Below are 21,156 nucleotides of genomic sequence, written 5' to 3'. Positions count from 1 at the left end.
AGTAGTACGGTGACGTCCGCCACAGCCGAGGAGGACGCCATGGTGAGCGCGGCCCGAACCGAGAGACGCGCGCCGGGCACCGGGAGGATCACGTTCTACGTGGCCCTCGCGGTGTTCGCGCAGGAGTCGACCTGGAACTTCTACGACAACCGGGTCCCCGAACTGCTGCGGGACCACGTCGCCAGCGCCGCGGTGGTCGGCCTGCTCATGGGCATGGACAACCTGCTCGGGATCTTCATCCAGCCCTACATGGGCAACCGCTCGGACAACACCCGGACCCCCTGGGGGCGGCGGATCCCCTACCTGGCGGTCATGATGCCGCTGGGCGCCGTGCTGTTCCTGCTCATCCCGCACGCGACCGCGCTGGGCCCGCTGATCCTGGCGATCTTCGCCTACGCGCTGGTGATGAACAGCTTCAAGCCCGTCAGCGAGTCGCTCATGCCCGACTTCATCGAGCCCGCGCGGCGCGGCCGGGCGAACGCCGCGGTGAAGATCGCCTCGGCGCTCACCACCATCGTCGCCGCGCTGGTCAGCCTGCTGCTGGTCGACGACCACCCGAAGCTGGCCTTCGCCGTCCCCGCGGCCCTCATGCTGATCGCGGCGGCCGTGCTCGTCTGGCGGGTGCGGGACAGCCGCTCCGCCGCCTACCGGGCCGCCCTGGCGGAGGACGAGGCCGCGGCGGCGGACGGCACGCCGCGGGACGCGGACGCCGGGACCACGATGAGGGCCGTCATCCGCGACCTGCTGCGCGACCCCGACCGGAGCCGGCTGCTGGTGATCCTCGCCGTGTTCGCCTTCGGCGGGGCGTGGTTCGCGTCGCGCTCGCTCATGACCCCTTACGGCGTGGAGGTCCTCGGCCTTTCCGACGGCGAGGCCGGCGGGCTCACGCTGCCCGGCGGGATCGCGTACGTCCTCGCCGCCTTCCCCGCGGCCCTGCTCGCCGAGCGCTTCGGACGGCTGCGGGTCATGGCCGCCGGGATGGTGGTCTTCGCCGCCGCCATGGTCCTCGGCACGGCCGTGCCGACGCCGGCGGCCACCATCGCGGCGCTGTGCCTGGCGTCGGCCGGCGCCGCGGGCTTCGTCATCAACGCCGCCGTGGTGCTGTGGAACCTGGCGCCGTCGTCCCGCGTCCTCGGCAGCTACACCGGCCTGTACACGGTCGGGTGGATGTCCGGCGGGCTCGCCGGGCCGGCCGTGGTCGGCCTGGCCGTGGACGTGACGGGATGGAGCCTGATGCTGCTGCACATCGCGGTTCTGACCGTCCTCGCCGTCCTGCTCGTCCTGCGGGTCGACCGGCTCCGGCGCGCGACCGCCCTCGCCGGCGAGGCCGCCCGCGGGGAGGACGGCCGGTGAGCGCCCCGCCGACCGTCCTCATCACCACCGACTACCTGGTGCCCGGAGACGAGGTGGACGTCCTCCTCCGCGATGCCGGCTTCGCCACGCGGCACCGTCCGCGGCGGGGAGTCCGTGACCGCGACGAGCTGATCGCGATCCTGGACGGCGCCGAAGGCGCGCTGATCGGCAACGAGCCGATGACCGCCGAGGTGTTCGCGCACGCGCCGTCCCTGCGCGCGCTCGTGCGCAGCGGCGTCGGTTACGACTCCGTCGACGTCGCGGCCGCGACCCGCGCGGGCGTCTCGGTGAGCAACCTCCCGGGCGTCAACGCGAACGCCGTGGCCGAGTACACGATGGCCCTGCTGCTGGCCCAGGCCCGCCGGCTGGTACCCGTCGCCACCGGCGTCCAGGCGGGCCGGTGGCCGCGCGAGAACGGCCACGAGCTGCGCGGCAGGACGCTCGGGCTCCTCGGCTACGGTGCGGCGGCCCGCGCCGTGGTGCCTCTCGCCCAGGCGTTCGGCCTGTCGGTGCTCTGCACGACCAACGTCCCGGCGAGCGACCGTCATGACGCCTCCGTCCGGTTCGTGGACCTCCCCGAGCTCCTCGCCTCCTCGGACTTCCTCTCGCTGCACACGGCGCTCACGCCCGCCACCCGGAACCTGATCGACGCCCGGGCGCTCGCCCGGATGAAACCGACGGCGCACCTGGTCAACACCGCGCGCGGCGCCATCGTCGACGAGACCGCCCTCGCCGCCGCGGTCCGCGCGGGACGGCTCGCTGGCGCGGCGCTCGACGTCACCGGCACCGAACCCCTGCCGGCCGACAGCCCGCTGCGGGACGTCCCCGGCATCACCGTCTACTCCCACCTGGCCGGGCAGACCGCCGAAGCGCGGCGGGCCACCGGCCTCGAAGGCGCCCGCGAACTGATCGCCGCCCTGCGGGGACGTCCCCGCTCGTCCCTCAACGCGCACCTGCTCCCGCCCGTGAAACCACCGAACCCGACCGAAGGAACGAGGACGACATGACGAGTACGCCTGCGACAGCCGTCAGGGTGCTGGCCCCGACCGGGATGCTCGGGGCGGGATTCCCCCCGGCGACGGTCGACAGAGGACTCGAACTGGGAGCCGACGTGATCGCCGTGGACGGCGGCTCCACCGACTCCGGTCCCTACTACCTGGGCTCCGGCACCGCGAAGACGACCGCCGCCGCGGTCGCCGGCGACCTGCGGATCCTGCTGAGGGCCGCGTCCACCGCCGGCATCCCGCTGATCATCGGATCGTGCGGCACGAGCGGTACCGACTCCGGTGTCGACTGGGTCGCCGGGATCGCCGCCCGGATCCTGGACGAGGAGCGCCTGAGCCTCACGGTCGCGCGCGTCTACAGCGAGCAGACGGCCGCCGCCCTCAAGGAGAGGCTGAACGAGGGGCGCGTCCACCCGCTGCCGCCGATGGGCGACCTCGACGCCTCCACGCTGGACGAATGCACCCGCATCGTCGGCATGATGGGCCACGAGCCGATCGCGGACGCGCTGGCCGCCGGCGCCCAGGTGGTGCTCGCCGGCCGCGCCACCGACACCGCCGTCGCCGCCGCGGTCCCGCTGACGCGGGGCATGCCCGCCGGCCCGACCTGGCACGCGTCCAAGATCGTCGAGTGTGGCGGGCAGTGCACCACCGACCCGCGCGCGGGCGGCGTCCTCGCCACCATCGACCGGGACGGCTTCACCATCGAGCCCCTCGACCCGTCCAACGCGTGCACTCCGGCGTCGGTGGCGGCGCACATGCTCTACGAGACCGTCGACCCGTTCCGGATGCGGGAGCCCGCCGGCACGCTCGTGGTCGGTGACGCGACCTACACCGCGCTGGACGACCGCCGCGTCCGCGTCGAGGGGTCACGGTTCGAGCCCGCCGGCCAGCACACGATCAAGCTCGAAGGCGCCCGCGTCACCGGCTACGAGACGATGTCCTTCACCGCCATCCGCGACCCGCACATCCTCGCCAGGATCGAGGAGTGGGTCGCGCTGCTGCACGAGATCCTCACCGGACGCGTGCGGCAGACGCTGGGCCTCGACCCCTCCGGCTACGCCGTGGACATCCGCCCGTACGGGTACAACGCCGTCCTGGGAAGCATCGACCCGGCGGACGGGCCGCCCCGGGAGGTCGGCGTGATGCTGCTGGTCAGCGCCCCGGACCAGGCCACGGCCACCGCCATCGCCAAGATCGCCAACCCGCTGATGCTCCACCTCCCGACCCGCGACATGGACCACCTCCCGAGCCTGGCCTTCGCCACCTCCCCGGCCGAGACCGAGCGCGGCCCCGCCTACGAGTTCGCGCTCAACCACGTCGTGGACGTCGACGAGCCGTCCGGCATGTTCCGCATCGAGATCACCGAAGGGGCCTCCCGTGACTGACGAGCACCGCCGCACGCTGGGCGACATGGCGAAGGAGATCCGCTCCAAGAACGCGGGCCCGTTCTGGGTCACGATGGAGCTCTTCATGCGGTCGGCCGCGGACTACGCGACCGTCGCCGACGAGGACTTCGTCAACGAGCGGGTCATCGCCCGCCTGTACGACCTCGACCCGGCGAGCGTCCAGATCTTCCGCATCCCCACCCTCAACGTCGTGAAGATCTCCTTCCCCCGGCCGGTGCCCCAGGGTGGCCTGCGCGACCGTGACATCCACGCGGGCCAGCACCACGTCCCCCTGGCCGCGCTCGTCCCCGCGGGATAACGCGGATGCGGCGTCCGCTGTAGCCACCCGGCGAAGGACAGGAGGGAGACAACGGCCAAGGCAACCGAGAGGGCACTGCCCACGGGCAGCTGTTCCTGGATCACCGCGATCCCGGGACTTACGCCGAGACCATCGAGGTCGTCTACGACATCGGCACGAGCTACCGGTCCGCGATCTTTACACCTCGAACGGTCAGCGGAAGGTCACCGAAACACCATCGCCGACGTCGACGCCTCCCGACCTCTGGCCGGGGGGAAGGCCGTCACCGAGGTGACCCCCGTCGGCGACTTCGGGGAGGCCGAGCATCAGGACTCCTGCAGAAGTACCCGGAGAGCTACACCTGCCACTTCCCCCGCCCCGGCTGGGGGCTGCCCGAGCGGACCGCCGGAGCCTGACGCCGGGCCGTCACGGCGACCGGCGGACCACGGCCCCCTGTTCCTCCCGCCATGGGGGAGCAGCGGGCCGTCCGACCGGGACGGCGGAGCCAGCGGACTGGGAGAAGTCAGCGGTGAACGCGTTGCCGCCGACGCGATCCTCGCGCCCGTAGATTTCGAAGTGGAGTAGGCGCGGGGGACGGACCCGCCACGGGACTGCAGCACGATACTCGTCCCAGAAGCGGCCGTCCTTGGCCTGGCAGCGACGCGGGGCGCTCGTGCCAGGGTTGACCGGTCAGGACGTGGGGCCGGACGGCGCCGCAGGACCATGGCTGATCTGTTCCAGACGATCGCGGAACAGATCGTCGACGGTGCGGTCAGGCTGAAAGTACTTTGTCACGCCGGCCATCACGGTGGGGTACGCCGCGGCGTATGCGGCCATGTCGAAGTCGTCCGGGGCGTCCACGTCGGGGCGGCCGGCCTGTTCCTCCAGGACGCTGACCAGCATCAACAATCGCCGCTTGCATGCTGAACAGGCCAGAATCCTCGCTGACCACCGGTACAGGCTAGGGCTTTTCAGAAGATGTGAGAGTGCGCCTACCATGATCGCTGATCCGCAGACGGTGAGAGGACTCCCATGTGGAGAGAGTTGATCGGGCGGCTTTACAGCGATGCTGAGTTCGCCGCGCCTGCTTCCGATGAGGCAATCGATCAGATCGAGCAGCGGTTGGGGCAGACAGTGCCGGACGAACTGCGGGAGTTGCTGCGTGAAACCGGCGGGGTGCAGGACGAGTACGGATCCGGACTGGTGTGGTCGGTACAGGAGATCATCGAGCAGAATACGGAGTTTCGGCGGAACGCGGACTTCGCCGAGCTCTACACCTCGTTCGATCAGCTCATGTTCATGGGGGATAACGGCGGCGGGGATCTGTTCGCGCTTTTCAAGGCGCCGGGGGGACGGCCCGGCGAAGTAGTCGTCTGGGACCATGAGACCGACGAACGTACCCGGATTGCCAAGTCGCTGAAGGACTATTTGGAGTCGAGAGCGGGCTCGGACGGCGACGAGTGGTACAAGTAGGGCTCCGGGCAGAGAACCGTCACAGCCACTCGTTGATGCAGTGATGTGGACGGCGGCCTCGTAACGGACGGCAAGCTTGGCGTAACTGGTCACGACCGCCCGGTTGCGGTTGAGGCGGTTGATCCCGCACTCACCGCATGGCTCACAGATCGGCGCGGTCGTACGAGAGCTGGGCGGCCGCGCCGGCACACGGCTGCTACCCGGCGCTGGGCGTGCTGCTGTCCCCGGCACGCCGCGCTGCGCGTACTGCTGGGACTTTCGCTGCCGGAGCGGCCGGTGCCGATGGTGCTCGGCGTGGACGACTTCGACTGTTTGATCGGCCACAGCCCGGCCGCGGCCATGCCGTCCGGCGATCCGTCGCGCCGCTGCCCGGTTGCGGCGTCGTAGGCCGATCCGCCCAGGATGCTGCTGATCCGGCCTGCCCACCCGACGGGAACGCGCGATGACCTCAGGGGGCAGCGCGACGATGAGAGCGAGGGAGCACTCAGCCTCATATAGCGTCGCTAGATAAATTTGGGCTTCTATGGCGCTTCTGTGTATCATCGCTACATTGCAGCTAAGGAGGCTTCATCGGCCCAGCGGACCCGCGTCCTGATCATCGACGCGGCCGCTGACCTGCTGGCGGCATCGGCCAGTGGAGATTTCTCGACCCGCGAGGTGTGCGACGCGGCCGGCGTTGCAGCGCCGACCCTGTACCACCACTTCGGCGACAAGGACGGCCTGCTGCGAGAGGTGGCGGCGGACAGGTTCAGCCGCTACCTGACCCGCAAGCAGGCCCTGGAGGCGACCGGGGATCCGGTCGAGGACTTCCTTCGCGGCTGGGACATGCACGTGGAGTTCGGGGTGACCAACCCCGCCCTCTACACGATCATGTACGGCCGGCCGATGGACGGCCGTACAGGCCCGGCGGATCACGCCCACGCGGTTCTCGTGACGAAGATGCGCGACCTGGAGAGAGCCGGACGGCTGCGCATACCGGCCGAGACGGCCGCGGACATGGTGGCCTCGGCCGCGGTAGGGGTCACTTTGCACCTCATCCGCACCCGCGCGGCGGCCGACGACCACCTGTCGGCCATCGTGCGAGACGCCGTCACCGCGGCCGTCATCAGCCCGCCGGCTGTGCCTGGCGCGCCTCCGGTGACGCCGCAACTTGTGCGAGCTGCCGCGCGACTGGAAGCGGAGATGCCACATGGCCCCGTCGGCACGCTGCGTGCCTCGGAGACCACACTGCTGCGCGAATGGCTGGCCCAACTATCCGCGCTCAGCAGCGCGGCAGGTGGCGACCCGCCCTGATGGGGCTCTCCAGAGCGACTGGCCGCACGACCGGCAGGTCCCCTCGACCCGCGGACTCGACATGAAAGAGGAGCACATGAGCACCGTCCATCAGGAACGGGCCCACAGCGAAGAGGAGATCCAGGGCATCCTGGACGGCATCGCGCAAGGCTTCGGCCACCCCATGCGCTCGCCGATCCTCAAGACCCCAGGCGACTACGGCCTGACCTACCAGGAGGTGTCTTTCCCCTCCATGGACGGTGTGCCACTGGAAGCCTGGTACATCCCCTGCGATGGATCGGACAAGCTGATCATCGCTAACCATCCCCTGTGGTTCAACCGCTACGGTTTTCCCGCCCACCTGGAGCCCTGGAAGTCGATCGGGGCAAGCACCGGCAACGACTTCGAGGTCGACTTCGTGCCCGACTATCGCATTCTGCACGAGGCCGGATACAACGTCCTCACCTACGACATGCGCAACCTCGGCCACAGCGGAACCGGCAACGGCGGCATCGGCAGCGGCGGCCGCTTCGAAGCTCGCGACGTCGTCGGCTCTCTGCAGTACGTGCGCGCCCGCGAAGACCTCAAGGACATGACCATCGGCCTGTTCAGCCGTTGCCAGGGCTCGAACGCGACAATGTTCGCCATGCAGATGTACCCCGAGTATTTCGAAGGCGTGCGCTGTATCGTTTCCCCACAGCCGCTGTCGGTCGGCGTCACCATGCAGCGCACTCTAGAGAGGCTGGGCCTGCCAGAGCGCATCGCCGAGCTGGAGGAAAAGGTCCGCCTGATCGTCAGCTTCCCCTTTTCTGAGATGTCTCCGGTCGAGGCCGCCAAGAGCGTCACCATCCCCACCTTCCTTTACCAGGTCCACGACGACCTGATGACCCGCCCCGACGACGTCCAGGCGATGTTCGACAACATCCCGATCGAAGACAAGAAACTCGTTTGGGTTCACGGAACCACCGCCCGCTGGGATGGCTACCTGTACTTCCAGCGCGAGCCCAAGGAAATGCTGGACTGGTTTGCCACCCACATGAAGTAGCTCCCAGCCCGCAACAGCCGCACCACGATGGGGGCGGACCAAGCGGGTTACGTCTTGGCCCGCCCCCAGCGGCGCAAGGCGCAAGCCAGCGCTCAGCGGCGACTGCCGCCGGGCGCGAGCAGACTTGGTGACAGGTCTGACCAGCCCATCGATGAACTCTGAAGCGTCCCTCGATCGAGCTCATCGCGCCTTGACGAACCTGCCCCGGTGCCAACGAGCGCAGGAACTTCAGAATCTTCTTCTCGGGACTTCGATCACCAGCCGTTTTCGGCACTGAAGACCGTCGATGGCGAGAACAAGGTCCGGTCAGCTCGGCCGGCACCGCTTCGCTGAAGCCGGTGCGCCGGTGGCGCTGCTCCCGGATGTGACTCAGCGCTCCCGGTACAGGACGAGGTGTTCGTGGTAGAGGACTCCGTCGCGGACGTCACCGGTGGCGGTGAAGCCCAGATCGTCGTAGTAGTCGATGTGGTCGCCGGTGACGGTGTAGCGGCCGGTGTAGGCGCGTTCGCGTCCGTCGCGGGCTTCTTCGTAGCGGCCGGTGGGCAGGAGCTCCTGGCGGATCCGGCCATCGGCGGTGACCCACATCCCGACGTGCGGGTGGGGGCCGGTGGTGGTAGGAGCGGTCATGGATGCCTCCCTGATGGTGGTCGTGTTCGTGGCGGTGGGGGCAGAGGGCTGGCCGGTGGCGACGACTGCGAGCAGGCAGGCGGCCAGTGATGCGGTGCGGACCATGACGGTGGCTTGAGCTGTGCCGGAGGGGGACGTCACGTGCGGGCGGCGGCGCGCAGCACTCTGTCTCGGGAGGCGCGGACCTCGTCTCCGAGGGCGGCCACGAAGACGGCGTCGATATTGCGGGGGTCGGCGCCGAAGGACGAGGGTGCCGATCGGGTCGTTGGGCGAGCAGGTCCGCCTTGGGCAGGTTGCCGAGCTCCGGGTCCATGGTGACTACGGCGGCGCCGGTGAGCAGGACGCGGCGGTCGGGGTCGGCGGCCTGGCGGAGCAACCGGGCGAGGAAGTGGGCGCGGGCAGCGGTGGTGTCCATGAGGATGCCTTTCGCGGAGGTTCCGGCGGGCTGTTCGCGCCTGTGACGACGAGTCTGCGGAAAGCGGGCCGCGGCAAGAAGGCCACCGGTCTCCTGGGAGTGCGGTACCTAGGAACGCTCCCCGGCTCCGGTATCGGCCGTGGAGCCGGTCAGTGGGCCGAGCGTGCCGAGGAGGGCCAGGGAATCGGCGGAGGCGGAACCGGGCTCGGCCTGATAGGTGACGAGCCGCTGGCCTGCCGCCCGGGTGATGGGGAAGACCTCGGCGGTGAGGCGCAGTTCGCCGACCTCGGGATGGAACAGGCGCAGATGGCGGCGGGCGGGCACGGCGCTCTCGCGCGCGGCCCACAGACGGCGGAAGGGCGCGCTGTGAATCGCCAGCTCGCCCACCAGGGCGGTGAGGCGGGGGTCGTCGGGCGCCTCGCGCACCGCGCGGCGCAGGTCGGCCACCACGTCGGCGGCCACCCGGTTCCAGTCGCCGAAGTGCTCGGCCGCGACCGGGTCGAGGAAGACCATGCGCGGCACGTTGTCGGCGCGGGTGAAGCGACCGTGCAGGACGGAGGCCAGCGCGTTGCGGGCCAGCACGTCCTGGGCGGTGTCGATGACGAGCGCGGCCACGCCGGTCCAGCCGTCCATGAGCCGCCGGACCTCCGGCGAGATCCGCTCCCGGCGGGTGGGACGGCTGCGGCGGGCGGTCGGGCCGGCAAGCCGGTACAGGTGCGCGGTGGCCTCGTCGTCCAGCCGCAGCGCCCGGGCCAGGGCCGCGACGGTCTGCCAGGACGGCCGCGCGGCGCGGTCCTGCTCCAGCCGGGCGTAGTAGCCGGCGCTGATCCCCGCCGCGCCGGCGACCTCGTCGCGGCGCGCGCCGGGCACCCGCCGACGCTCCTGCGGCCGCCGGTCGGTCCTCAGCAGGTCGCGATGCCGGCGCAGGAAGGCTCCGAGGGAAGACTCACCACCGTCCACGCCTTCGAGGCTAAGGCGGCGCAGGCCCGGGCCGGGCCGCTCAGAGTGGGTGCGTCACACCCTGGATCGGTGAGACCCACGAAACAGTCATTCCGGTCATCCCTGTCTCATACTTGACCCATGAGCAGCAGCACGCCGTTGGGTGCGTTCCTCAGAGCCCGCCGTGAGGGGCTGAAGCCGCAGGACGTCGGCCTGCCGGAGTACGGGCGCCGCCGGGTCAAGGGGCTCCGGCGGGAGGAGGTCGCGCTGCTGGCGGGGATGAGCAGCGACTACTACGTCCGCCTGGAGCAAGGCCGGGAGTCCAGCCCGTCGCCGCAGGTCATCGAGGCGGTGGCGCGGGCACTGCTGCTGGACGACGAGGCCGCCGACCACCTGCGCCGCCTGGCCCGGCCGCCGGAACTGCGCTCCAGGCCACCCGCCCAGGAGCAGGTCAGCGGTCAGCTCTTGCAGCTCATGGACGGGTTCACCCGCTCCCCGGCCTTCGTGCTGGGACCCGCGCTGGACGTCCTGGCGGGCAACGCGATGGCCGACGCTCTGCACGAGGCCTTCTCTCCCGCCGACAACCTCGCGCGCATGGTGTTCTGCGATCCGGCGGGCCGGGAGTTCTACCAGGAGTGGGAGCGCGCCGCGCACTCCTGCGTGGCGGAGCTGCGTGCCGCCTACGGCCACGACCCCGACAGCACGCGGATCGCCGAGGTGGTCACCGCCCTGTCCGAGCGAAGCCCCGAGTTCGCGGATCTGTGGGGCCGCCACGACGTGAAGTCCAAGACTCAGGAGGGCAAGTACCTGCGGCACCCGCGCGTAGGCGATCTGAGCATCCGGTTCTCGGCCCTCACCGTCAACGGCGCCCCGGGCCAGCAACTCGTCGTCTACCAGGCCGAGCCCGCGAGCCCGACCGCCGCCGCCTTCGACCGCCTGTCCGAAGGAGCCGGCGCTCCGCGAGCGGAACAGGTCACCACAGGCTGAACGCCGCCGACGGCGATGGGGCGGGGAGAGCACGCTCTCCCCGCCCCATCGCCGTTTCCGGATGGTTCCGCCCCTCTTCCTAGGAGGATCACTCCCAGGAAACGCGCGACCTTCATCCGCGTGCTCGCCTCACCCAGACTCGAAACCGTCAGCGGCGGACACCCCGCCTGAACAGGTGAGACACAAGGAAGAAGGATCATCATGGCCGTCTGGTTCATCACCGGAGCCTCCCGCGGGCTGGGCGCGGAGATCGCCCGGACCGCCCTGCGGAACGGCGACCGGGTCGTCGTCGCCGTCCGCGACCCCGGCCGGGTCCCCGGCGACCTGGCCGAGTCCGACGACGTGCTCACCGTCGCGCTGGACGTCACCCGCGGCCAGGACGTACCCGTCGCCGTCCAGGCCGCGGTCGACCGGTTCGGCCGGATCGACGTGCTGGTCAACAACGCCGGGCGCGGCCTGCTGGGCGCGGTGGAGGAGATCACCGACGCCGAGGCGCGCTCGCTGTTCGACCTCAACGTCTTCGGCCTGATCGACGTGACCCGCGCCGTCCTGCCCGTCATGCGGCGCCAGGGCTCGGGCACCATCGTCAACATCGGCTCGCGGTCCGGCTTCGAAGGCGAGCCGGGCGTCGGCCTCTACAGCGCCTCCAAGTTCGCCGTCGCCGGGCTCACCGAGGCGCTCGCGGCCGAGCTCGCGCCCTTCGGCATCCGAGCCATGGTGGTCGAGCCCGGCGTGCTGCGCACCGACTTCCTGGACGCCAGCTCCCTGTCCACCGCGAGGTCGCGGATCGCCGCCTACGACGGCACCCCCGCCCACGTGACCCTCGACTGGGCAGGCAAGGCCAACCACACTCAGCTCGGCGACCCGGTCAAGGGCGCCGCGCTGATCCACGAGGTCGTCTCCCAGGACGAGCTGCCCGTCCACCTGTACCTCGGCCCCGACACGATCGACCGGCTCCAGGCCATGCTCGCCCGGGTCGAGGACGACCTGGCCTCGTGGCGTGCCAAGTCCGCCGCGACCGCCCACGACGACGCCGCCTGACCGGCCCGCACACCCGCGCGCATCAGAAGGGATCATCATGTCCGCTCTGCTCACCGGCACCCCGCTGGCCGGCCGCGTCGCCGTCGTCTCCGGTGCCTCCAGCGGCATCGGCGCGGCCACCGCGCGCCGCCTGGCCGCACTCGGCGCCTCCGTCGCCGTTCTGGCCCGCCGCAAGGACAGGCTCGACGAGCTCATCGCCGCCATCGAGGCCGACGGCGGCACCGCCCTGGCCGTCGCGGTCGACGTCACCCAGCGCGCGGCGGTGGCCGACGCCGCCGCCTTGGTCGCCGAGCGGCTCGGCCCCGCCGACCTCGTCCTGAACAACGCCGGCGTCCAGCTGATCTCCGCGATCGAGGAGCTGAAGGTCGAGGACTGGCAGCGTCAGATCGACCTCAACGTCACCGGCGTCATGAACGTCATCGCCGCGTTCCTGCCGCAGCTCACCACCGCCGCCGACGCCGGCCGCCCGGCCGACCTGATCAACACCTCCTCCATCGCGGCCACCCGCATCCTGGAGAAGTTCTCGATCTACTCCGGCACCAAGGCCTACATCAGCCACCTCACTCGCCTGATGCGCGTCGAACTCGGCCCCCGCGGCGTCCGCGTGGCCTCGATCGAACCCGGCATGGTCGACACCGAGCTGCCCAGCCACGTCACCGACCCCGACGCCAGCGCGCTGATGGAGGGCCTGCTCCATGACATCGCCCCCCTGCAGGCGGTCGACGTGGCCGAGACCATCGCCTTCATCGCCGCCTCCCCCCGCCACGTCAACCTCACCGAGATCACCGTCCTGCCCACCGCGCAGGCCGTCTAGGGCGTGTCTCGAAGGCAGGTCAGCCAGTCGTTGATGACGGCGATGTGGAGGACGGCCTCGTAGCGGACAGCGACTTCGTCGTACCGGGTGGCCACGGCGCGGTGGCGTTCGAGCCGGTTGATGCCGCACTCGACGGCATGGCGCTGCCGGTGGTCCAGGGCGCGGAATGTCGGCGGCCGCCCGCCATGCCTGCCTCGCTTGGTGCGGTTTCGGGCTTGGTCGGCTTTGACGGGGATCGCGCACTTGATGCCGCACCTGCGCAGGTAGGCGCGGCCGGCTAGGGAGCTGTATGCCTTGTCAGCCCGGACCCGCTCCGGTCGGCCGCGAGGACGTCCCGGCCCGCTCCGCGGCACCGCGATCTAGTCCAAGACGGGCCGGAACTGCGGCGAGTCACCGCGGCGGGCGGCGGTGACCAGCAACGACAGCACCTTTTGGCCCTGCTCGCACGACAGATGAATCTTGGGTGGTCAGCCCGCCGCGCGAACGCTCCAGTGCGTGATCGGCGGGCTCGCCATCATCGAGGGCGGAGGTTCGGCCTGCTGGTGGGGGCGGGTGCGGGCGCCGACGGCGTGCTGATGGGCTCGGGCGATGGTTGGTGGAGTCCACACTCACCTGCCAGCAGATCATCTCGGCCGCGTCCGCCCGCCCCCGCAGATCGGTGATGATCCGCGCCCATACTCCCGCCCGCTGCCTCAAAGCGCCGCGTCACCGCAGGGTGGCCACGAGGTCTCCGGTGTTCCTGGTTCTTTTTGGTCGTCGAACCCTCTATCGGAGACCTCGCTGTCTAGTGTCACGACACACCGTCACACACCCGGCTTCGAGACACGCCCTAGTACCAACCGCCGCAGATCCCACCTACCCGGTTCTGGGCTGGAGTGGCGCCCTCGCGCGGTCGGTCGACGCGCCGGCTGGAGCTGGTCAGCGATCATCTTCTTCTGAGGGACCGGCTCCCGCATCCGTGGCACGAGCGCTGCCCGCCGGCCTAGACGCTGGTCGCCATGGCACGGTTGGCGTAGGAGCCGGACGGGCAATACCCGTACGAGCCTCTTTCGTCACCCATGTCACGCAAGGGGCCGTAGTACCAACGGCCGTCGGTGCATTGGACCCCGCCTACATAGTGCGGGCTCGTCCCCGACCCGGAGCAAAAGCCACCTCCATGGTAGGTGTAGAGCCGGGTGTGGCACTGCGGATCGGCGGCTTGAGCGGGGCTCGCGGAGGTCAGGACCGTTGCACCGGCACTCAATGCGAGCACTGCCAGACCGAGAATTCCGCGTTTCCTTCCCGTGACCCTTTGCTTTTCCTTCACCATTGCTCATCTCCGATGCGTCGTGGCCGCCGACTCGTGCCTGTGCTCCAACATGAAGCAACAGCACACCATCACAGTGGCCGGGATTGACTGGAGGACCTCGCCACCCGCGAACGACGATCTCGCGGTTGAGGATCCTGGTCAGGGCGCGAGACTCAGCAGTAGATGTCCACTACGTCGGCGCCGATGTTCTGGTGGAAGTTCCCCTGCTGGCCGGGATAGACCCAGCCCTTCAGTTCATACGAATTGGCACCGATCCGGTTGTACACGTCGACCCTGCCGCTTCCCCTGTTGTCGATCGAGTACAGGTTGTTCTGGAGAAGTGTCCCGTCCAGGTACCACCAGCCGCAGCCCGGTGCTCTCCACCGATAGCCGGTGCCGTTGAGGCCGGTGTAGTAGCAGGAGTAACCCGCCTGGCAGTCCCAGGCGGCGGCGACCCGCTCCGGGGTGAGCACCCTCAGCTCGTTCGCGACCGTGGTCGAAGTCCGCACCACCGTCGGCTGGGGGACCGCCGATGCCGCCGCGGGCGCAGCCGATAGCGCCAGCACACTCACCGCGGCGGCGGCCATCACGATGATTCGTCTCATCGCACTCCTTCCTCTCGGAGCGGTAGCGGAGTGCCGGTCAGGTCGGCTGCTCGGCCAAGCGCGCCTTTCTGTTGATCGACGCCCGATATCGACCCTCCGCACCATCCGCCGGAACGGCTCGCGGTTTGCATGCACGGTGTTGCGGATGGCTCCATATGCGGCATTGCAGTCACCCCCGCAAGCCCTCGACTCAGCCCGGCACCGGTCAGCCGCTAACGCACTGGTATTGACGCAGGAGCCGGTGCGTACGACCCAGAACCGGAACGGCGCCTTGATGGTTGCGCCGTACCTTCACGATGCGCTGATGCGTCACCGGTGTTGTTGGTCATCAGCGCCGGGCAGTTGAGTTTCAGCGCCCGGATCCGTGCCGAGGAGGCGGCGGTGCTGTTCCTGGCGGTAGGCATGGGGACTGACCTCGAAAGCAGCTCGGAAGACCTTGCTGAAGTGAGACTTGTCGGTGAATCCCCAGCGGCTGGCGATCATCTGGATAGGGCGGCCATCCAGGGCGGGGTCGCCGAGGTCCCGGCGGCAGCGTTCGAGGCGGCGCTCGCGGATCCAGCCGGCCACCGTCAGGCCGTGGGCGTGGAAGAGCCGGTGCACCTGGCGCAGCGAGATGTGGTGGGCGGCCGCGATCATCTCCGGTGAGAGCTCGGGATCACCGAGCCGGTCCAGAGCGAACGCGCGCATCCGGGGGAGGAGGGTCCGCTCGTGCGCACCGGTCAAGGCCGTCCCAGCCGGTTCCCCGTGGTGGTGCAGCAGGACCGCCAGCAGATCCAGGAGGGCGTTCGACAGGTGATGGCCGTCGTCGGGCTGGTAGCGGTCCGCACTCGCGGCCACCTGGCGCAGTACCGTGCCGACCAGCGCTCCGATTCCCTCCTGCCCGGGAAGCCGTTGCCCTAGGAGCGGCTGGGCGTAGCGTGCGGGCGTCGGGAGAAGCCTGCGGTCGAAGGTCGCCATGATCCAGTCGTTCGGGTCCGTGGGAGTTCCGCGCCAGCCCTGGAAGGGAGAGGAGGTCTCGTAGAGCGCGAGATCACCGGGTCCCAGCCCTACGTCGTGGTCACGATGGCATACGCCGCTTCGTCCGCGTACGTTGAGGACGAGCCGGTAGGCCTCCGGATTCGACCGGCTGATCAGTCGCCGCCCTCGGAAGAACCGGTACGGTGCCTGGGAACAGACCGACGCCACCGATAGGTCGCCCAGCTCCGAACACGCCCATGTGGCCGCGAAACCAGCCGGCTCGTCGGCGGTGACAATGACTGGGACCTCTACCCCTAGCAACGCCTCGCGAAAGCGATCGGAACGTTCGGCCGGTGGAAAGTCATCGGTACAGATCAGCATGGCATCTCCCCGCGAATGCCCAGATGCACGCGACCGTGCAGACAGTCGACGCCAGAGGTGGCGGCGCAGTGCACCCCGTGACCCAACCCGGACATGCGTCGGCTACGAAGAGCACCGCGTGAGTGAGTCGGGGGGCGGGATGGAGACGGTGAGATGCCCTCCATCGATCCTCTACGGCTCGCCCAACCCGGAGGCCTGAGCGTCATGCGGCTGAGCCCAGCCAAGGAGGGCTGCTAGACGCCACTGCCGAAGACAGCGAACCCGATCACTTCACGACACCGCGCCGGGCAGCATCCTCCCCAGAACACCCGCCAGCCGCTCCTCCGCTGGCCCCTGCGCCCGTCGACGAGTCACCTTCACGATTACCTCCATCGCTGCGAACACCGCATCTCGTGGTGGTGGTTGATTCCTCTGGTTAACCCCTTGGTGGTGGTTAGGGTGCGCGTACGCGCCGAGGCGGTGCACCCGCACGTCCTGCGCCACACCGTGGCGACCCTGCTCGACGAGAAGGCGCGAGCACAGGACCTGTCGGGCTGATTTGCCACCGCGAAGGCTCCACGCATCCCGTCCGGCGCACTCTGAGTGGTTTCTAGACACACGGGAGTTGGCGTGACGCCCGCGCGGTACCGTGTCGTGCGCCGGCAGGGCTGAACGCATGCCGAGGCTGTACGCCGAGAGCCAGCGTGGCGGACCCGGTATGGCACCACCGGGACGCCGATGTCTCCCCGCTGCTCCGGACGCCGAGCGTCGGACCGGCCAGCGTCACCCACCGGGCCGGCGTGCGCGGCGCGCGTCCGGAGCGAGGAGGTGGCTGTGGTCGGCTCTGCAAGCGTGAACAACTCGCAGTCGCCCGCTCAGCCATCGGATCCGAACACCTACGCGCGTATCCGGAACGTGGCGTTGCAGGGTTCGCCGCCAAGGCGTCGCGGTGACGTCGATCCGCGACGTGGCGGCCGCCGCCGGACTGTCGCCGGGTCTCGTCCAGCATCACTTCGGACCAAGGCCCGGCTGCGCGAGGCGGTCAAGGCCTACGTGATCGCCGGCGCCGTGGAGACCTTCCGTGACCCCGTCCGGGACGGCGCGAACGAGGCGGCTTGGGGCTTGGTGGGCGATACGGTGACGAGCTGGATCCGTGGCAACACGGTCGCGCTGCGGTACCTTGCGCGAGCCCTCGCCGAGGGGGATTGGGACGCGGTGAGGATCTTCGACGCGCTGGTCCAGATCGCGCGCGCCGACTGGCTGGCCCCGCTCGATCGCTACGGGCGTTCGCGCGCCGACGCTGACTGGGACTGGGCCGCGATCCACGCGGGGTGTTCAACCTGGCCTGCGTGTCCTTCGAACCGGCGATCAGCCGCCAGTCGCCCGAGCCGTTCTTCGGCCCCGAGCAGCTCGCCCGCTGGAACGCCGCGACGACCGACCTTTACCGCCGTGCCCCGTCCACCTGACCAATACACTTGTATCTGGCTCAATATCGTACGGTCGACCTTATGACGTTATTCGTGCGGCTCTGGAAAGACGGGAACGGACAGGACATCGCTGGCCCGGTGCATGTCAGCATGAACGATTACTTTGTGCATCGGGTCCGCGACGTCCCGCGTGTGGCGATGGCCGGAATGCGGCTGCGGCACGGCTGGCCGGAAATGGACGGAGCGCTCGGCCTGTGGTTCGCCGCCGCGGCCGACGTGCGGCGCCAGATCTCGGTGTCGGTGTGGTGCGAGCCGGCCGATCTCCAGCGTTTTGTTCGCTCTCCTGCCCACCGGCGGGTCGTCCGGGACTTCCGTGACGCCGGGGCGCTCTTCACCACAGCCTGGACGGCCGAGCGGTTCGATCGGCGGCTGATCTGGGGCCAGGCCGAGGATCGCCTCACCGGCCGCCTATCCGACACCCCCCACCACTGAAGCCGGGGCTGAGGCGTACCTGCCCGGTGCACCGTGTCCGCTTTAGGAGGGCCGCGCCGTTGGCCATGTCCTCCACCGGGTTTCGATGACGCGCTGTCGAGCTGTGCCGCAAGGCCAAGCGACTGTGCCTGGAGGACGGGATCCTCTGAGTGGGCAGCCGTGTGCTTCGCGAGGTCGAACAGCGGGTTCGAGCTGGCTCGAGGCGCGGTGCGGCTCGTCGATCGCGCGCGGTCACCCGGATCCGGCACCCGGCACCTGCTGGCGGCACGGCTTGCTCCCGTTTTCGCGCCATGCCGCGAAGACAGGGCCGCGCCCGCGTTTGTGACGGGCTGCGCCGGACCCGACCGCGTCCCGGATTCTTTCGCCGGAGCCGTCACAGCCCGGACGGGTGCCCTGTCTTAGCTGGCGACCGGGCGGTGACCGACGGCCCGGCGAACCGGAGGGACTCTCATGAAGATCGTGGTCATCGGCGGCACCGGCCTGATCGGCTCGAAGGCCGTGCAAGAGCTCCGGCGGCACGGGCACGAGGCGGTGCCGGCGGCGCCGAACACCGGCGTCGACACCCTCACCGGCGAGGGGCTGGCCGAGGTGCTGGAGGGCGCGTCCGTGGTGGTCGACGTGTCCAACTCCCCGTCCTTCGAGGACGAGGCGGTGCTGCACTTCTTCACGACCTCGACCGGCAACCTGCTGGCGGCGGAGCGGAAGGCGGGCGTGGGCCACCACGTCGCGCTGACGATCGTGAACACCGACCGGCGGCCCGACATCGGCTACTTCCGGGCGAAGCTCGCGCAGGAGAGGCTGATCGAGGAGTCGCCGATCCCGTTCTCGCTGGTGCACGCGACGCAGTTCTTCGAGTTCGGGCGCAGGATCGCCGACGAGGCCGCCGCCGGCGGCGACACCGTCCCGATGCCGCCGGTGCTCTTCCAGCCGATCGCCGGCGAGGAGGTGTCCCGGACGATCGCCAGGACCGCGGCGGGCGCGCCGCTGAACGGCCGGATCCAGATCGCCGGCCCCGAGGTGTCCCGGATGGACGAGTTCTTCCGCAGGGCGCTGGCGGCGTGGGGCGATCCGCGCGAGGTGGTCACCGACCCGCACGCGCACTACTTCGGCGCCGAGATGCGCGAGCGCGACCTCGTCCCCGACGAGGGTGCCGCGACCCTCGGCGAGATCACCTACGCCGACTGGCTGGCCGCGAACCCCGTCAAGTGACCGCCGTCCGCACTGACGCGTCGAGGAGGTTCGTCGATGTCCGGTTCTGAGTCCGCCGCCGCGCCGGAGCCCCGGTTGACCGCGTGGCAGACCGTGCTCAGATCGAGCCGCCCTTCGTTCCGGCCGGTGCGCACGCGATGACCGTGGTCATCGAGTGCCCGCCCGGAGGCCCCGGCGCGCCGCCGCGTCGGCATCCGCGGCACCCAGGACTCCCGGGCCGCGACCATCCAGGCCATCGCGGTCCTCCGGGCCGCACTGAGCACCGGAGCGGACAACACGTGGCCACCGGGAAGCCAGTCGTCGTCCTGGTCCATGGAGCGTTCACCGGATCGGCGAGATGGGACCGCGTCACCCGGCGTCTGAACGGCCACGGGCTCTGCGCCCTCGCCGTGGCCAACCCGCTGCGCGACCTGGCGGGCGACGCCGCGCACGTGCGCGACGTCGTCGCCGGGATCGGCCGTCTTGTGGTCCTCGCCGGCCACTCCTACGGCGGCACGGTGATCACTGCGGTGGTCGGCGACCCGGCCGTCCGCTCGCTGGTCTACGTCGGCGCCTTCGCCCCCGAGGCCGGCGAGAGCGCCCTGCAACTGTCCGGCGAGTTCGAGGGCAGTATCCTGGCCAGCGCACTTGTCGCCTACCCGGTCGCGTCCGGCGGCGTCGAGTTCCGGATCGACGAGGAGAAGTACCACCACCAGTTCTGCGCCGACCTCGACGCGCTCGATGTGAGCGGGCCGGGGTGGCACACCAGGCCTTCCTGGTTCGTGTTCGGCGGCGACGACCGCAACATCCCGGCCGAGGCGATCCGGTTCATGGACGAGCGGGCCTCCTCCCGCGGGACCCGGGAGGTCACCGGCGCCTCGCAGTTCGGCGCCGTGGCGGCCGCCATCCTCGACGCCGTGGACGGCCGATCTGGGTGAGGCGTGGCGGACGCGTCGCGCGGGCGTCGCGGATTCCCGCAGCCGCGCGATGCGTCCGCCGGATCCGGGTAGGACCTGTGACGGCTCGGCGTTCCTTCGACCGCGTCCACGAGGTCATCGGCGCCGGTTGTCACAGGACCCCGGCCTCGCTTGTCTGAGCTGTGCGAGGGCGGGTGCGACCGGACCGGCCCGCGATCCGGAACGAGGGCGATCATGGTGGCGGACGACTCGCAGGCGGCGCACGGTCCGGGCGCGGCGCACGGTCCGGGCGCACGGAGCGGTCCGGGCGCCGTGCCGTCGGACGATCTCGACCGTGCCGCCGCGGTCTTCGCCGAGGTGCGGCCGCGCCTGTTCGGTATCGCGTACCGGATGCTGGGCAGCGCCGCCGAGGCCGAGGACCTGGTGCAGGAGGTCTGGCTGCGCTGGCAGGCCTGCGACCGCGCCGCCGTGGCCGACCCCGCGGCGTTCCTGGCGACGGCGGCCACGCGGCTGGCGATCAACGTCCTGCGGTCCGCCCGGGTCCGGCGGGAGACCTACGTCGGCCCCTGGCTGCCCGAACCCGTCGACACCGGCGCCGACCCGTACCTCGGCGCCGAACGGGGCGAGGCGCTCGACCTCGCGGTGCTGATGCTGCTGGAGCGGCTGTCGCCGACCGAGCGCGCCGCCTACGTGCTGCGGGAGGCGTTCGACTATCCGTACCCGCAGATCGCCGCGATCGTGCAGGTCGGCGAGGCGGCGGCGCGGCAGCTCGTCAGCCGGGCCCGCAAGCACCTGCGGTCCGAGCGGCGGGCGCCGGTGACCGGGGCCGAGCAGCGCAGGCTGCTGACCGCCTTCGTCGCCGCCGCCCGCGCCGGCGACCTCGCCGCCCTGGAGGACCTCCTCGCCGCGGACGCGGTCAGCTACTCCGACGGCGGCGGCGCGGCCCGGGCGTCCCGCTTCCCCGTGGTGGGCGCGATCCGGGTCGCCAAGTACGTCACGGCGTTCGCGGATCGGTTCTGGGACGGCGTCGACGTCGAATGGGCCACCCTCAACGGGCAGGCGGCCGCGCTGCTGCGCCGCGGCGGCGAGGTCTTCACCGTCCTGACCGTCGATGCCTCCGAGCGCGGCATCGGCCGGGTCCTGTGGATGATGAACCCCGCCAAGATCGCCGCGGTCTCCGCCGCCTGACCGCCGCTCGGGCGACCGGGTGAAGTGGGGACGAACGTGCGGACGGCCGGTCCGGGCGGCACCCCTCGCCACCATCACCCG

The 21,156-nt window shown here is 70.4% G+C and carries 21 protein-coding genes; 16 read left to right on the top strand and 5 right to left on the bottom strand.

The features are described from left to right. The first annotated feature begins 9 nt into the window (after positions 1 to 9). From E1300_RS06470 to E1300_RS06455, 4 genes are read left to right on the top strand one after another with little or no spacing between them, the layout of a single operon-like run. Positions 10 to 1,353, top strand: a complete 1,344-nt coding sequence (locus E1300_RS06470) for an MFS transporter (protein ID WP_207399516.1) — start codon at positions 10 to 12, stop codon at positions 1,351 to 1,353. Then, entirely contained in the window at positions 1,350 to 2,360 is a 1,011-nt protein-coding gene (locus E1300_RS06465) for a phosphoglycerate dehydrogenase (RefSeq protein ID WP_165502699.1), read from the top strand. Before E1300_RS06470 ends, E1300_RS06465 begins: the two co-directional genes overlap by 4 nt. Beyond that, positions 2,357 to 3,742, top strand: a complete 1,386-nt coding sequence (locus E1300_RS06460) for an acyclic terpene utilization AtuA family protein (protein ID WP_131755954.1) — start codon at positions 2,357 to 2,359, stop codon at positions 3,740 to 3,742. The genes E1300_RS06465 and E1300_RS06460 overlap by 4 nt, the downstream gene beginning before the upstream one ends. After that, entirely contained in the window at positions 3,735 to 4,061 is a 327-nt protein-coding gene (locus tag E1300_RS06455) for a DUF4387 domain-containing protein (RefSeq protein WP_207399515.1), read from the top strand. The genes E1300_RS06460 and E1300_RS06455 overlap by 8 nt, the downstream gene beginning before the upstream one ends. A gap of 669 nt (positions 4,062 to 4,730) precedes the next feature. Here the strand turns inward: E1300_RS06455 and E1300_RS06445 are convergent. Continuing rightward, on the bottom strand, positions 4,731 to 4,943 hold the full coding sequence (locus E1300_RS06445) for a hypothetical protein (RefSeq protein ID WP_131755953.1): 213 nt from the start codon (positions 4,941 to 4,943) through the stop codon (positions 4,731 to 4,733). 129 nt (positions 4,944 to 5,072) lie between these two features. On the opposite strand from E1300_RS06445, the gene E1300_RS06440 reads away from it, so the two are divergent. The 3 genes from E1300_RS06440 (at position 5,073) to E1300_RS06425 (ending at position 7,830) form a co-directional block, all read left to right on the top strand. After that, on the top strand, positions 5,073 to 5,513 hold the full coding sequence (locus E1300_RS06440) for an SMI1/KNR4 family protein (RefSeq protein WP_131755952.1): 441 nt from the start codon (positions 5,073 to 5,075) through the stop codon (positions 5,511 to 5,513). A 534-nt stretch (positions 5,514 to 6,047) separates the two neighbouring features. Continuing rightward, entirely contained in the window at positions 6,048 to 6,806 is a 759-nt protein-coding gene (locus E1300_RS06430; RefSeq protein ID WP_207399514.1) for a TetR/AcrR family transcriptional regulator, read from the top strand. A 76-nt stretch (positions 6,807 to 6,882) separates the two neighbouring features. Next, positions 6,883 to 7,830: an alpha/beta hydrolase family protein gene (locus E1300_RS06425; RefSeq protein ID WP_131755951.1), complete on the top strand. Its 948-nt coding sequence runs from the start codon at positions 6,883 to 6,885 to the stop codon at positions 7,828 to 7,830. A gap of 369 nt (positions 7,831 to 8,199) precedes the next feature. On the opposite strand, the gene E1300_RS06420 is transcribed toward E1300_RS06425, so the two are convergent. Both E1300_RS06420 and E1300_RS06415 read right to left on the bottom strand, forming a co-directional pair. Then, positions 8,200 to 8,457: an Atu4866 domain-containing protein gene (locus E1300_RS06420; protein WP_131755950.1), complete on the bottom strand. Its 258-nt coding sequence runs from the start codon at positions 8,455 to 8,457 to the stop codon at positions 8,200 to 8,202. Between the two features lie 523 nt (positions 8,458 to 8,980). Beyond that, positions 8,981 to 9,832: a helix-turn-helix transcriptional regulator gene (locus E1300_RS06415; RefSeq protein WP_131755949.1), complete on the bottom strand. Its 852-nt coding sequence runs from the start codon at positions 9,830 to 9,832 to the stop codon at positions 8,981 to 8,983. 120 nt (positions 9,833 to 9,952) lie between these two features. Between E1300_RS06415 and E1300_RS06410 the strand changes: the two genes are divergently transcribed. From E1300_RS06410 to E1300_RS52195, 4 genes are all read left to right on the top strand, one after another. Continuing rightward, complete coding sequence (locus E1300_RS06410) at positions 9,953 to 10,798, top strand: helix-turn-helix transcriptional regulator (protein ID WP_131755948.1); 846 nt, start codon at positions 9,953 to 9,955, stop codon at positions 10,796 to 10,798. A 201-nt stretch (positions 10,799 to 10,999) separates the two neighbouring features. After that, on the top strand, positions 11,000 to 11,839 hold the full coding sequence (locus E1300_RS06405) for an SDR family NAD(P)-dependent oxidoreductase (protein ID WP_131755947.1): 840 nt from the start codon (positions 11,000 to 11,002) through the stop codon (positions 11,837 to 11,839). A gap of 37 nt (positions 11,840 to 11,876) precedes the next feature. Then, positions 11,877 to 12,653: an SDR family oxidoreductase gene (locus E1300_RS06400; protein ID WP_131755946.1), complete on the top strand. Its 777-nt coding sequence runs from the start codon at positions 11,877 to 11,879 to the stop codon at positions 12,651 to 12,653. Positions 12,654 to 12,697: 44 nt separating this feature from the next. Then, the gene (locus E1300_RS52195; RefSeq protein WP_242618969.1) at positions 12,698 to 12,934 is read left to right on the top strand and encodes a hypothetical protein; all 237 of its coding nucleotides are present in this window, start codon (positions 12,698 to 12,700) and stop codon (positions 12,932 to 12,934) included. Positions 12,935 to 14,114: 1,180 nt separating this feature from the next. On the opposite strand, the gene E1300_RS06390 is transcribed toward E1300_RS52195, so the two are convergent. Beyond that, complete coding sequence (locus E1300_RS06390) at positions 14,115 to 14,546, bottom strand: peptidase inhibitor family I36 protein (RefSeq protein WP_165502704.1); 432 nt, start codon at positions 14,544 to 14,546, stop codon at positions 14,115 to 14,117. 309 nt (positions 14,547 to 14,855) lie between these two features. Next, positions 14,856 to 15,884 (bottom strand): helix-turn-helix domain-containing protein, encoded by a 1,029-nt coding sequence (locus E1300_RS06385; protein WP_131755944.1) that lies wholly within the window; start codon positions 15,882 to 15,884, stop codon positions 14,856 to 14,858. 865 nt (positions 15,885 to 16,749) lie between these two features. Between E1300_RS06385 and E1300_RS53845 the strand changes: the two genes are divergently transcribed. The 5 genes from E1300_RS53845 to E1300_RS06360 all read left to right on the top strand — a co-directional run bounded on the left by E1300_RS53845 (position 16,750) and on the right by E1300_RS06360 (position 21,075). Then, positions 16,750 to 16,920 carry a helix-turn-helix domain-containing protein gene (locus E1300_RS53845; RefSeq protein ID WP_370784473.1) on the top strand — a complete coding sequence of 57 codons (171 nt, stop codon included), beginning with the start codon at positions 16,750 to 16,752 and terminating at the stop codon, positions 16,918 to 16,920. A 451-nt stretch (positions 16,921 to 17,371) separates the two neighbouring features. Beyond that, positions 17,372 to 17,782: a hypothetical protein gene (locus E1300_RS06375; RefSeq protein ID WP_131755943.1), complete on the top strand. Its 411-nt coding sequence runs from the start codon at positions 17,372 to 17,374 to the stop codon at positions 17,780 to 17,782. Between the two features lie 450 nt (positions 17,783 to 18,232). Next, positions 18,233 to 18,991: an SDR family oxidoreductase gene (locus E1300_RS06370; protein WP_131755942.1), complete on the top strand. Its 759-nt coding sequence runs from the start codon at positions 18,233 to 18,235 to the stop codon at positions 18,989 to 18,991. 278 nt (positions 18,992 to 19,269) lie between these two features. Continuing rightward, positions 19,270 to 19,908, top strand: a complete 639-nt coding sequence (locus E1300_RS06365) for an alpha/beta fold hydrolase (RefSeq protein WP_131755941.1) — start codon at positions 19,270 to 19,272, stop codon at positions 19,906 to 19,908. A 213-nt stretch (positions 19,909 to 20,121) separates the two neighbouring features. Continuing rightward, positions 20,122 to 21,075 carry an RNA polymerase sigma-70 factor gene (locus tag E1300_RS06360; protein ID WP_131755940.1) on the top strand — a complete coding sequence of 318 codons (954 nt, stop codon included), beginning with the start codon at positions 20,122 to 20,124 and terminating at the stop codon, positions 21,073 to 21,075. Positions 21,076 to 21,156: the final 81 nt, after the last annotated feature.

The organism is Actinomadura fibrosa, assembly GCF_900659615.1.
GTDB classification, from domain to species: domain Bacteria; phylum Actinomycetota; class Actinomycetes; order Streptosporangiales; family Streptosporangiaceae; genus Spirillospora; species Spirillospora fibrosa.
This window is presented reverse-complemented; position numbering and strand designations above follow the sequence as displayed.